Source organism: Photorhabdus aegyptia (assembly GCF_000612035.1).
Classification (GTDB): Bacteria; Pseudomonadota; Gammaproteobacteria; order Enterobacterales; family Enterobacteriaceae; genus Photorhabdus; species Photorhabdus akhurstii.
In genome coordinates, this window is the sequence record NZ_JFGV01000099.1 from 1 (window position 1) to 13,690 (window position 13,690).

Genomic DNA, 13,690 nt, shown 5'->3' on the forward strand with positions numbered 1-13,690 from the left:
TAAATCGGTTTAACATCGCAGTCACAGGGCTGAATATAAGTATCTGCTTCAAGATTTTGTGGGAACATTTCGTAAGCTTTTTCTATTAATTTGTCAAATTCTTCCTGAATATTGATGGTCATAATATCTCCTTTGTTGTTAATCTAAGGATGTCATGGATACACTGCGGCTACTCTTATTATTCAAAAAAGTTCATACAACCAAAGGCTGAGAATATTTTCACTGGTTACAATCCTGAATAAGTTCATTGTTCAAGCAGTGAACTTACACAAATGATTTAACAACATTTCAAAAAGCTGTTTGGAGGAAATAGGATACAAAAATAGGGCCGGATCTTGCTTGAAACGGGAGAAATCAGCAGGGAAAAATGTGGGTTTTCTCGCGTCAATTCATTCATATTACATTTTATTTGTAAAAAATTTTCCCTATTGACGTCTTTAAGATTCCTCATTTCTACCTCTGTTTTTCACGTTAGAAAGTTAATATAAATTTATATTTATCCTCAATAAATATCAAAATTGATAGTTTAAGTAAATGTAAATTTTTGCTCAGAACAGTCAATAATATAAATTTTATAAATGCTTAAGTAACATAATTATTTAACTTATTTCAGTAAGTTCTTATTCCAATAACTACAAATTGCCCATCTATGCTGGAGAATAAATGATGGACACAGAAATCGTCATGTAAGTAAATGTAGGTAAGTAATAGGTGAGAATAACGCTCTTCGGTCGCGCTGACGGGTTGTATTAGGAGTGGCCCGAACAGTGCCCAGATTTGCTCTATAACGAATAAAAATAGACTAATTGATATAAGTCTCTTAGTTTGAATCCGAATAAACCTTTGCAAAAATCCCCTACCTTATTAAGGTAAAGAAAATAAAAATAAAGTATTAATAGGTAAAATCTATTGCAAAGATTAGTATTTTATCCTTTATTGGTGTACGCTAATTCTTTATTCTATATCTAATTTTTACATAAACCTCGTAAAACTACAGGAGTAACTCATGGTTCTGGTAACTCGTCAAGCCCCTGACTTTACAGCAGCAGCAGTCCTCGGCAACGGCGAAATAGTTGGGAATTTCAACCTGAAAAAACACCTGAATGGTAAACCTGCGGTTATCTTTTTCTGGCCAATGGACTTTACTTTCGTATGCCCTTCTGAGCTGATCGCATTTGATCACCGCTACGAAGAGTTCAAAAAGCGCGGTGTTGAAGTTATCGGTGTTTCTTTTGATTCTGAATTCGTCCATAACGCATGGCGTAAAACTCCTATCGATCAAGGTGGTATTGGCGAAGTTAAATATGCAATGGTCGCCGATACTAAACGTGACATTCAAAAAGCATACGGTATTGAACATCCAGAAGCGGGTGTCGCTCTGCGCGGTTCTTTCCTGATCGACAAAAATGGCGTAGTTCGTCATCAAGTCGTTAACGATCTGCCGCTGGGCCGTAACATTGACGAAATGCTGCGTATGGTTGACGCACTGCAATTCCACGAAGAGCACGGTGATGTCTGCCCTGCACAGTGGGAAAAAGGTAAAGAAGGCATGAGCGCCTCTCCAGATGGCGTAGCTAAATATCTGTCTCAAAACGCCGCTAAACTATAATCTTAGTTATTACCCATATTCAGACCAGTCGGTTATTCCGGCTGGTTTTTTTATTGCTGAAATTCCTCGTTTTGCCGCCTTGCGCACAAAAACTCCCTCTTCCTGATAACCATCGCCATTTATAATTAAATTTACAATTGCTTAACATTAAAATCAGTGTAAATAAAACAACTTATTACAACTGACACAAATAACCTCACCAAAAGACAGGAGCCCAAAATATGTTGAAAACATGGAAAACACCACTGGCAATCATATCTTTGCTTATCTCATCCCATCTTTATGCCGCTTCGCAACCGGCTGTTGAAGCTAAAAATGGTATGGTCGTTTCAGACCAACATCTTGCTTCACAAGTTGGTGTCGATATCCTCAAAATGGGTGGAAACGCAGTTGATGCAGCCGTTGCCGTTGGCTATGCCCAAGCCGTTGTTAATCCATGTTGTGGAAATATCGGTGGCGGTGGTTTTATGACAATTCATTTGGCTGATGGTACCAATACTTTTATTAATTTCCGTGAAACCGCGCCAAGTGCAGCAAGTGCCGATATGTATCTGGATAAAGAGGGCAATGTTATTAAAGAAGCCAGTTTATATGGTTACCGTGCTGCCGGTGTGCCCGGAACCGTGATGGGGTTAGACAACGCCCTAAAAAAATATGGCAAATTAAGCCGTGAACAAGTCATGGCGCCTGCAATTAAGCTGGCACGAGAAGGTTTTATACTGACCCGTGCAGACACTGATATTCTGGACACCTCAATCAAACGCTTCCGCAAAGATCCAGAAGCAGCCCGTATTTTCCTACGCAAAGATGGCTCTCCTTATCAACCGGGCGACAGGCTGATACAAACCGATCTGGCGAATACGTTGGCGTTAATTGCCAAAAAAGGGCAGGAAGCGTTCTATCACGGAAATATTCCTAAACTGGTCGCCGAAGCGGCTAAAAAATCCGGTGGTATCATTACCGAAGCTGATTTTGCCAACTATAAAATCTCAGAAACACCCCCCCTCACCTGTCACTATCGCGGTTATAAATTTATCTCTTCACCGCCACCAAGTTCAGGCGGAGTCACCATGTGTGAAATTCTGAATATCTTGGAAGGCTACAATCTTAAGGAAATGGGATTCAACTCGGCTGATTATATTCACACACTGACAGAAGCCATGCGTCATGCTTACATGGACAGAAATACTTACCTTGGTGATCCAGAATTTGTCAAAAATCCCATCGACCGTTTACTGAGTAAGAGTTATGCCGAATCTCTACGTAAAAAAATAGAGCCCGGCAAAGCAACATTATCAGAGAATGTTCAGCCCGGTATTGGCCCCCATGAAAAACCAGAAACCACGCACTACTCCATTGTCGATAAAGAAGGTAATGCGGTTTCAACCACCTATACTATCAATGGACTTTTTGGCGCTGTCGTTATTGCCCCCGGAACAGGTTTCTTCCTCAATGATGAGATGGATGATTTCACCACTAAAATTGGTGAGAAGAACCTTCATGGTCTCATTCAAGGCGCAACTAACTCTATTGCCCCTGGTAAGCGCCCACTATCTTCAATGAGCCCGACACTTGTCACAAAAGACAACAAAATATTCCTCGTCTTGGGTTCACCCGGCGGCTCCCGTATTATCTCTATCACCCTGCAAACTGCCTTAAACATCATTGAACACGGAATGCCTCCTCAAGAAGCGGTTAATAGCCCCCGCATTCATCATCAATGGTTACCCGACGAAGTTTATTATGAGCAACATGGTATTTCTAAAGACTCGTTGAGTTTACTAGAAAAAATGGGATACAAGATGGTGGAACAGATACCGTGGGGCGCTGCTGAAGTGATTATGGTGGGTTTACCTAAAACCGCTGGCGATTCAGCTAATTCTTCAGGCAATGATGCCGCCGTATCTGGTAAAGTGCGTGAAAACCATTTTTATGGCGCCAATGATGTCCGACGCCCGGCCGGTGCGGCTATTGGTTACTAATGACCAAAATGACCAACAACTAAAAAAATAGCTAATCTGTATAGGCAATATCGGGATGGGATATCCTTTTTTCAGGAACCCCATCCCATACTTTCCCTGAACATCCGACGATGGCAAACAGTCAGAGAAACAAACATCATCACTGATGCATTTGCGTCTCGCGGGTACCAGAGCGCCCTAAAACACGGTCATAAATACCAGCTACAACTAAAACCAACAGGGATGGCGCTAACCAAGCCAACCCTTGATCCGCCAGTGGTAAACGTGTTGCCCAGCTTGGTAACAAATAAACTAATACTTCAGATGACTTAATCGCATCCAAAATACCAAATATCAGACTAACTAACATTACCGGAGCCAAAATGCGGGTAAAATTGTGCCACCAGCACAGCGTAAAACTCAACACAATCAGAACGATACAAGGTGGATAAATAGCTGTCAGTACCGGTATAGAAATCTTAATCAAATGACTCAAACCAAGGTTGGAAGTCAACATGGAGAATCCTCCAAGGATCAGAACCAGTGAACGATAAGACAGGGGCAAATAGCGGCTGAAAAACTCAGCACATGCACAGGTTAATCCAACCGCAGTCACCATACAGGCGACAAAAATCAGCACAGCCAGGAAAATACTGCCAACGCCACCAAAAGTATGATGAACATAGGCATGCAAAATGACCGCGCCATTTTCTGCATGAGGCACTAACGATCCACTACCCGCTCCCAACTTAAACAGGGAAAGATAAACCAGTATCAGACCAAAGCCGGCAATAAAACCTGCCCACATTGCATAACGAGTTAATAATGAAGATGAGGCAACGCCTCTTGAACGCGCAGCGTTAACAATAACAATCCCAAACACCATCGCTCCCAGCGTATCCATCGTCAGATAACCATTGACGAAGCCACTGGAGAATGGGATTTGCTGATAAACATCAATCGCTGGAATTGAATCACCGGCCGGCCAAAGTAAAGCAGCAACACCAAGTATACCTAACGCCAACATCTTGATAGGCGCTAACACATGCCCGACAGTATCAAGCAAACGGCCTGGGTACAGGGAAACAGCAATTACCAACACAAAATAAATAAGACTGTAGATAAACAGGGGTAACTCGCCGGTACTGGTAAGCGGGGCAATACCTACTTCAAAAGAGACCGTTGCAGTCCGTGGGATAGCGAATAAAGGACCAACAGCCAAATAACAAACTGTCGCCAGCAGCAAACCAGCAACTTTACCAATAGGTGAACTCAGCTCTTCAATACCACCGCCAACTTTTGCCAACGCGATGATTGTGATGACGGGTAAACCAACCGCAGTCGCTAGAAAGCCTAGTGCTGCTAACCAAACATATTCACCTGATTGTAACCCCACCATAGGGGGAAAAATGATATTTCCCGCCCCCACAAACAGAGCAAAAGTCATAAACCCTAATGCCCAAATATCCTTAGATGATAAACGATGTGTCATAATGATTATTAATATTTTGTTACCATATTTATGGCCTGAATAATATAAATACTGCCAATAGCTAAGCCCATATTGACAATATTGAACCCTAATTTAACGATTCATTATCAAAATAATATTCACCAAGTATCTGTTGAAGACAGATTTATAGCAGTTATTATAGATAGAATCGCCAACAACTGCCCACAAGTAAAACTTTTATAGTGCCAGAAGGCAATAGATAAACCAGAATGCAGAAGTATATGCCGTACTCTTTTTCAAAACTAGTGATTGCTGTTAGCTATCATTGAATAAACACTATATGATTTGCGTTTTTTTTAACCTGAAAGAATAATAATCAATTGCGAAGATTAATTATTACTGTTAATCAAACTATTCCTATCTCTGTTTGCTGGTTATTTTGACAGGTACCATCAATCCTGTTGGTAAAGTAAAACTAAAGATCGTCCCTTTCCCTATTTCGCTGGAAATTTCAAGATGAGAATGGTGATGATGTAAGGCATGTTTCACAATCGCAAGACCGAGACCACTTCCTCCCGTTTGTCTGGAACGCGCTTTATCCACCCGATAAAAACGTTCGGTCAAACGAGGTAGATGTTCAGCACTGATGCCTTGCCCATTATCTTTCACGGTAAATTCAACGCCGTGGGAACTCTTTTTCCAACTGACATCAATCTGAGTCCCTTTCGGGGTATGGTTAACCGCGTTATAAACCAAATTCGACATTGCACTGCGAAGCTGCTCTTCATTGCCGAACACTTTAAGTCCTTCACTAATATCAAAATTAATCTTATAACATTCATTACCCAGTGCCGAGGCTTCCTGACGCAATACTTTAAGCATCAAAGGCACATCAACCACTTCATTCATATCAATCTGGGGAGCGACTTCAATTTTAGACAGTTGCAACAACTGCTTCACCAAACTGTCCAGCCTCCGGGTTTGCTCCTGCATCGTATGCAGCGCTTTCTTATTTAGCGGATTATCCTCTGCTTGATCCTGCATCATCTCCAAATAACCCTGCAAGACGGTTAAAGGAGTACGCATTTCATGACTGACATTGGCAAAAAAGTCACGACGGGCATTTTCCAGTGTTCTCTTCTGAGTCACATCTCTGGCAACCATTAAGAATTGGCCCTCCGTATAGGGCATCACCCGGAACTCAACAGTGAAACCATTATTTAATTCAATGGATAAAGGGCGTGAAAAATCCCTGGAAAGAATATATCGGCTAAAATCAGGGTAGCGGAGTAAATTAAAAATATGCTGTCCATTATCTTCAGGCCAACGAAAACCGAGTAAATGTTGCGCCAGGCGGTTACACCAGAAAATATTACCTTCTGTTGTCATCATCACAATGGCATCGGGCAATGATTCCGCCCCGCTCCGAAACCGTTTTATCAACAGCGCCAGTTCACGGCGCCGTTTTCGATTCCGTTGCTGCATCTGGTGAATACCATAGAAAATTGGCTCCCACCCTCCTCTCCCCGACGGCGGCAACATACGGCGATCCAACCATAGCCAATTCGACAGTTTCAGCAGATTATAACCATGCCATATCAGCGCAAAAAACACCGAAACAAATAAACACCAAGATAAATGACCAATAAATATCGACAAAATTAACGCAGGCAAACAAAAGAGAAACAGTTCTGAAACCAGCTTCTTCCAGGATAAACGTTCTAACACATTAGATTCTCCGGTGCGTGGATTTAGTAACGGGTAGAAAAACGGTAACCCGTACCACGAACGGTCTGCACCATTTTATCATGGCCGCCAATCTCTAATACTTTACGTAAACGGCGGATATGGACATCAACAGTTCTATCTTCAACGTAAACGTTTGCTCCCCAAACATAATTAAGCAACTGTTCACGGCTATAGACCCGTTCAGGGTGAGTCATAAAGAAGTGCAATAATTTAAATTCCGTCGGCCCCATATCCAGTGCTTTATCCTGGCTGGTCACCCGATGGGAGGTTGAATCCAAAACCAAGCCATTCATTTCGATAATATCTTCCATGACCATCGGTGAAATACGCCGTAATACCGCTTTAACTCTAGCAACCAGCTCTTTAGGAGAAAAAGGCTTGGTGATATAGTCATCCGCCCCAACTTCGAGGCCACGCACCCGATCTTCCTCTTCACCGCGGGCAGTCAGCATCATCACCGGAATATCACGGATATTATTATTCCGTTTCATCTGTTTAATTATCTGCAAGCCAGAGCCGCCGGGAAGCATCCAATCCAATAACACTAAATCAGGATATGGCTCAGATAAACATGCCAACGCAGAATCATAATCCTCTGCTTCTACCGGCTGATACCCGTTTTTTTCCAGAACAAAACAGACCATCTCACGAATCGGAGCTTCATCTTCAACTACCAGAATGCGTCTTGCCATGATTAATCCCATTAACATATTGAGTTGACATCCACTACGCCCTAAAGAACGAGGTTTTACGGCGCACCTGATAACAGCCTAATTTGAAAAAGCATTATGCGTCAGTTTTATGACAAATTTATGAAATCCTGCCTTGGTTATCCGCTATCTGCAATCTATTTCGCAATAATTAATTTAACAATTGTCATATTTCATAATGAATGCGAAGCCGCTCGGAGATATATTCAAGAGATCGGATTTAAAAGCGACATTCAGAATACAGCGATTATAATCATGCTTCACTTTAACCAATGACGGCGAAACTATGCGTATTATTCACACTTCGGACTGGCATCTCGGCCAATATTTTTTTACAAAAAGCCGGGCTGCTGAACATCAACATTTTCTGCGCTGGCTGATTAAACAGATCGAAAACTACCAGGCCGATGCATTAATTGTCGCCGGAGATGTATTTGATACCGGCTCACCGCCTAGCTACGCCCGTGAGCTATATAATCGCTTTATCGTTGAACTACAGCCGACCGGTTGTCAGTTAATTATCCTTGGCGGCAACCATGATTCAGTAGCAACATTAAATGAATCAAAAGAACTCCTTTCCTGCCTGAATGCCACCGTTATTGCACATGCAGAAAAAGAACCACAAAAACAGATAAAAGTACTCACCACCAAACAAGGCAATGCCGGTGCAATTCTTTGTGCAATCCCTTTTCTGCGGCCAAGAGATATTATGCTCAGCCAGGCTGGTCAGTCAGGAGAACAAAAACAACTCGTATTACAAGAAGCCATTGCAGAGCATTATTATCGACTCTATCAGCAAGCGTGTGAATTACGTGATGAATTGAATTTGCCCTTACCTATCATTGCCACCGGGCATCTGACGACCATTGGCGCCACGGTTACAGATTCAGTGCGGGATATTTATATTGGTACATTGGATGCCTTCCCAGCGCAAGCTTTCCCGCCGGTAGATTATATTGCGCTTGGGCATATTCACCGGCCACAAATCGTGGCTAAATCTGAACATATTCGCTACAGCGGCTCCCCGATTCCTCTTAGTTTCGATGAGGTCGGGCAAGAGAAAAGTGTCTGCTTGGTGGAATTTACCCAAGGCAAACTGGAATCTATTAAGCTTTTACCCATTCCACAATATCAGCCTATGCAGCTTATCAAGGGCGACCTACAACAGATTGAGCAACAATTACAAACTTTTAATGACCATCAAGGAGAGCAGCCCGTCTGGCTGGATATTGAAGTTGCCACCCAAGATTACCTCCATGATATTCAGAAAAGAATTCAATCAATGGTTGCAGAGCTTCCTGTCGAAGTCATTCTGCTGCGACGCAGTAAAACACAGCAGCAAAATAGGCTAGCGCAAGAAAACAGAGAAACCCTGACAGAACTTAGCGTTAACGAGGTTTTTGCCCGGCGACTTGCCCAATCAACACTCGAAGATGAAGAACATAAAAGACGTCTGACTACTCTTTTCGAACAAACAGTGAACAATATCTATCAGACTAAAAACAAGGAGGAGCAGGCATGAAGATTTTGAGTCTACGGCTAAAAAACATTAATTCATTACAGGGTGAATGGAAAATTGATTTCACAGCAGAGCCGTTTGCCAGCAATGGTCTGTTCGCCATAACCGGCCCTACCGGTGCGGGTAAAACCACCTTGTTGGATGCGATCTGCCTTGCGCTTTATCACGAAACCCCACGCTTAACGATTTCTACCTCGCAAAACGAGCTGATGACCCGACACACCGCGGAATCATTAGCCGAAGTTGAGTTTGAAGTGAAAGGTGTCGCTTACCGTGCTTTCTGGAGCCAACGGCGAGCGCGTAATCAACCGAATGGCAATCTGCAAGCCCCTAAGGTGGAACTCGCCCTTAGCAGCAGCGGCAAAATTCTAGCCGATAAAATCCAGGATAAAAAAGAGAAAATCATTGAAATTACCGGATTAGATTACGGCCGTTTCACCAAATCTATGTTGCTCTCCCAAGGGGATTTCGCCGCTTTCCTCAATGCTCAGCCAAACGAACGGGCTGATTTATTGGAAGAATTAACCGGTACTGAAATTTACGGAATTTTATCTCAACAAATCTACCAACAACATAAACAAGCACAATCAGAGCTGGATATTCTGCAAGCCAAAGCATCCGCCATTGATTTGTTAACAGCAGAACAACATCAACAATATCTGGAACAACAGCAACAACTCACCCATGCTGAATCACAACTCAATCAGCAGATAAAAACAGTGCAACATTCGGCACAATGGCTGACACGTGAGGAAGAACTTGAGCGACTTGTTACTGAAAATAACGCTTCCTTACAACAGGCAGAAAAAGCGCTGGCTCATGCAGAGCCGCAACTGCAAAAACTGGCTAGCAGTGAACCGGCAGAAACATTGCGCCCATTGCTGGATGATCAAAACCGAACGCAATATGAACATCAGAGAATCAGCAAACAGTTGAAAGAGATGCATCAGCAACTTCATCAACAACAACAGACACTCAAGCCGATACAGCAAAACGTGACTCATGCAGATTCTGCCAGAGCCGCACACCAACAACACCGGCAACAACAAGAAAAGCTGATAACAGAACAGGTGATTCCATTAGATCATCAAATTGCGGTGCAGATTAAAGAACTCAATCTTACTCAGCAACAAATCAACGAACAGAAAACCGCACTTGAAAACCGCTGTCAGCAATATGACACCGCAAATCAGCGCGCCCTATCATTCACCAATCAAAGAAAACAACTGGAAAACTATTTCGAACAACAACCTTATCATCAATATTTCGGTGAAAAGCTGGCTTTTTGGCAACATCAATTCTCTTGGCGGCAAGAACAGCAGCAACAAATTGATCACCAAACGCAAAGAATTGGCGAACTCACCGCCGAAATCGCGCAACTTAACGATAATCTGAACAAACAAGGAGAAGATTTAAAACAACAGATTGAAAATAACCAACCTCTGGAACTGGCATTTGAGCAGGCCAAACAACAATTTTTTACTCTGCAAAAGCAATATTCGCCGGAGAAATTAAAAAAACAATTAACTCAATATCAGGAACAGCTACCGCTGCAACATAAACTGGAAATCCTATCACCGCAAATCTTGCAATTACAAGCCGCTATTGCCAGTCATCATATTCGCTTACAACAACCGGAAAAATTATTAAAGGAACTTCCTGTTCAAATTGAATCCATCGATAAACAACTCTCAGACAAACAGCAACATTTAGCCGATCTGACTCAACGTATTCAGTTAGAACAAAAGATTGTTAGTCTGGAAAAAGAACGGGCACAACTCAAGGAAAACTCCCCTTGCCCACTGTGCGGTTCTGAACATCATCCTGCCATTCAAGCTTATCAAAATATTGAACTGCCAAAATCAGAACAACGGTTAAAAGATTTACGTCTGCAATTCGACGAGTTACAAGCCACCCAAATATCATTGGTCAATAAAAAAGAGTTCCAACAGCAACAATACGACCATATTTTGCAAGAAATTGCTGATGCTGAACCACGATTGAATATATTAACTCAACAATGGCAGGAAACTTGCGCAACATTACAGATCGACATTTCTCTTTCAGATAAACCCGCTCTTGAACGATTTGTGCAACAAAACCAATCTGCTCATCAGCTTTGCCAAACCCAATTAACCGAACTTGAACTAGCAGAAAAAACGTACCAGAAAACAGAAAAAACAGTGGCCGCTCATCAAGAACACGTTAAAGAAATTGAGCGAAATATTGAACTGAGTAAGCATCAATACAATGCACTGAAAAAACACTTATCTGAACTGCAACCAGAAATACAACAGCAGCAGCGTAAACTGACGGATGTCATCGAAAAAATGACGTCAGAATTACAGCAATATGATTTATCACTGCCAATGCTCAATGAGAGTGAAAACTGGCTGCAACAACGTAGAAAAGAGTGGCAGGCATATCAAAACTGCCATGAAAACTGGCAACAGCTCCAAAAAGAAGAAGCGGTTATCCAAAATCAGATTGAATCATTGCATAAACAGAAAGAAGAATATGTATCCCGTTTAAACGAGCTTAATCAAACAGCACAACAGCAGAAACAACAACTCGCAGAGACACAACAACAACGCAAAAAGCTATTTGGTGAACAATCCGTTACAGAAATCACTCAGGCATTACAACAACAATCTCAAAAGCTGGAGGAAATGCACAAACAAGCATTGTCACATCTGCAACAAGCGCAATCCAGCATCAACCAACTAACCGGCGCCATTCATGAGACAGAAAAAAACTGTCGCCAATCTGAACAACAAAAACAGCAGGCAGAACAGAACCTTAATGTCGCGTTAGCTAAAAGCCCATTTACCGATCAACATGCCCTTGAAGCGGCACTGTTATCGCAAGAACAACGTAAGGAATTGAGACAACTCAAAGAACAGCTTGAACAACAGCAGATACAAGCCAACGCCCTATGCCAGAAAGCGATAGAGGCCCTGCAACAACATCGGAAAAATCGCCCTGAATTACTTGATCAATATACAAAATCACAACTGACTGAACAGTTGGAAAGCCTTATTGATGAGCTAAAAAGAAACACCTTACAACAAGGAGAGCTGAAAAACCTGCTTGGTAATGATGCAACACGCCGTCAACAGCAAAAATCCTTATTGGAAGAGATCAGTCATTGCCAACAAAATTATGATGACTGGAGTTATCTTAATAACCTGATTGGTTCGGCTGATGGCGCTAAATTCCGTCGTTTTGCTCAAGGATTAACACTGGATCATTTGGTTCATCTCGCCAATCAACGGCTGAAAAAATTGCACGGACGCTACGATTTGCAACGTAAAAACAGTGATGGTCTTGAACTGCAAGTGGTTGATACCTGGCAAGCCGATGCTATTCGTGATACCAAAACGCTTTCTGGCGGCGAAAGTTTTCTGGTCAGCCTCGCCTTGGCTTTAGCACTATCTGATTTAGTCAGCAATAAAACCAGTATCGATTCACTATTCCTGGATGAAGGCTTTGGCACACTTGATCAAGAAACCCTTGATATTGCGCTTGACGCGCTGGATCATTTAAATGCTTCCGGTAAAACCATCGGTGTTATCAGCCACATTGAAGCCATGAAAGAACGGATACCCGTGCAGATCAAAGTTAAAAAAATTAATGGGCTTGGGATAAGTAAACTCTCCCCTGAGTTTCGTTATGGTAAACAATAGCGGGAAACAATAAAAAGTATTCCTAAAGTGAATTGATTGCCGCCATTTTTTCCTTGAAAAGGATACTCCCGCCAGCATAAAGGCGGGAAAGAAATTCCGGCAAGGCATTACCCTTGCTGATTTTGAATGTATTGCGTGGCTTACTCTCGCCAACATACATCAAGAAGCAAGAACGTCCAACGAAATGATAATTCTTCGAGCTGTTTGTTATCCCTCTTCCCCTGATGTTAAAAGCGCGTTTTACTCATAATTAACATTCAGGAAGGAGAAGTCCGCAGGTTTTGTTAAAAACGATAGGTTTAACAGGTTTAACCTTAATAACTCATAAGCCGTTGACAACCCCTTTTAAAAATAAAGTTTTTTCCATCATATAAGATTTCAGGTAGCGTATTGTCTATTGATTGATTTTCTCTAATAACGCCTTATTTTCATCATCGATAGTAAAAGGTTTGTTAGATTAATCATCCAGAAAGGCGATAACAATTAAGTGGGTATTTAAATGTAAACCGAGAGCAAAAATAGTTTATAAAAATAACAACACAAATTGATTTGTGCATGAGATTACATTAAAGGCATGAAAAGAGACATGGCTTAAATTGAAGTATTTACAGGGTCTATTGTAAATAACCAGATTCGCATTCTGTTAAATCATTTTTTTGGATCTTTATGTCAACTTCCGATGAGCAATTATTTAATATTTTATAAACAAGTCTATTTCCCGATTGAGAACGTTATTAAAGCCAGTCTCTTTAAGAAAACAGCTTACCTAATCTATTCATATTCTTATTTATTCCCCCTGATTACATAAGCATTAATAGAGTCAAGTTTTTTCACTGATGGTTTTATGATTGGCAGGTTTTAAACTGTTATTAAAACGCATTATTTTAACATCGGGTTTTAATCGGTATAAAATTTTACCTGATTATCACTTAAATTCAGCTCCCATAGGCGTATACTTAAAATAAGTCTGTGTGGAGGTAAATGAAAATGGCTAAAAATCAGA

General features: G+C 41.6%; 7 protein-coding genes. 4 read left to right on the forward strand and 3 right to left on the reverse strand.

The window, feature by feature from the left end:
- Positions 1 to 1,006: 1,006 nt before the first annotated feature.
- Complete coding sequence (locus BA1DRAFT_RS20535; protein ID WP_036783247.1) at positions 1,007 to 1,609, forward strand: peroxiredoxin C; 603 nt, start codon at positions 1,007 to 1,009, stop codon at positions 1,607 to 1,609.
- 221 nt (positions 1,610 to 1,830) lie between these two features.
- Positions 1,831 to 3,591, forward strand: coding sequence for a gamma-glutamyltransferase (gene ggt / locus BA1DRAFT_RS20540; protein WP_036783250.1), 1,761 nt, complete (start codon positions 1,831 to 1,833; stop codon positions 3,589 to 3,591).
- Between the two features lie 139 nt (positions 3,592 to 3,730).
- Here the strand turns inward: ggt and brnQ are convergent, their stop codons facing one another.
- The 3 genes from brnQ to phoB all read right to left on the reverse strand — a co-directional run bounded on the left by brnQ (position 3,731) and on the right by phoB (position 7,464).
- Entirely contained in the window at positions 3,731 to 5,062 is a 1,332-nt protein-coding gene (gene brnQ, locus BA1DRAFT_RS20545) for a branched-chain amino acid transport system II carrier protein (protein WP_036783253.1), read from the reverse strand.
- A gap of 378 nt (positions 5,063 to 5,440) precedes the next feature.
- The gene (gene phoR, locus BA1DRAFT_RS20550) at positions 5,441 to 6,751 is read right to left on the reverse strand and encodes a phosphate regulon sensor histidine kinase PhoR (RefSeq protein WP_036783256.1); all 1,311 of its coding nucleotides are present in this window, start codon (positions 6,749 to 6,751) and stop codon (positions 5,441 to 5,443) included.
- 23 nt (positions 6,752 to 6,774) lie between these two features.
- A complete protein-coding gene (gene phoB / locus BA1DRAFT_RS20555) occupies positions 6,775 to 7,464 on the reverse strand; it encodes a phosphate regulon transcriptional regulator PhoB (RefSeq protein WP_036783259.1) in 690 nt (229 codons plus the stop codon).
- A gap of 304 nt (positions 7,465 to 7,768) precedes the next feature.
- Between phoB and sbcD the strand changes: the two genes are divergently transcribed.
- Both sbcD and BA1DRAFT_RS20570 read left to right on the forward strand, forming a co-directional pair.
- Entirely contained in the window at positions 7,769 to 9,004 is a 1,236-nt protein-coding gene (gene sbcD, locus BA1DRAFT_RS20565) for an exonuclease subunit SbcD (RefSeq protein ID WP_036783263.1), read from the forward strand.
- On the forward strand, positions 9,001 to 12,687 hold the full coding sequence (locus BA1DRAFT_RS20570; RefSeq protein ID WP_036783266.1) for an AAA family ATPase: 3,687 nt from the start codon (positions 9,001 to 9,003) through the stop codon (positions 12,685 to 12,687). The genes sbcD and BA1DRAFT_RS20570 overlap by 4 nt, the downstream gene beginning before the upstream one ends.
- Positions 12,688 to 13,690: the final 1,003 nt, after the last annotated feature.

Excerpts from the sequence above, each read along its gene's own strand:
- ggt (WP_036783250.1), top strand. The coding sequence starts at position 1,831 with ATGTTGAAAACATGGAAAACACCACTGGCAATCATATCTTTGCTTATC.
- sbcD (WP_036783263.1), top strand. The coding sequence starts at position 7,769 with ATGCGTATTATTCACACTTCGGACTGGCATCTCGGCCAATATTTTTTT.
- BA1DRAFT_RS20570 (WP_036783266.1), top strand. The coding sequence starts at position 9,001 with ATGAAGATTTTGAGTCTACGGCTAAAAAACATTAATTCATTACAGGGT.
- phoB (WP_036783259.1), bottom strand. The coding sequence starts at position 7,464 with ATGGCAAGACGCATTCTGGTAGTTGAAGATGAAGCTCCGATTCGTGAG.
- BA1DRAFT_RS20535 (WP_036783247.1), top strand. The coding sequence starts at position 1,007 with ATGGTTCTGGTAACTCGTCAAGCCCCTGACTTTACAGCAGCAGCAGTC.
- brnQ (WP_036783253.1), bottom strand. The coding sequence starts at position 5,062 with ATGACACATCGTTTATCATCTAAGGATATTTGGGCATTAGGGTTTATG.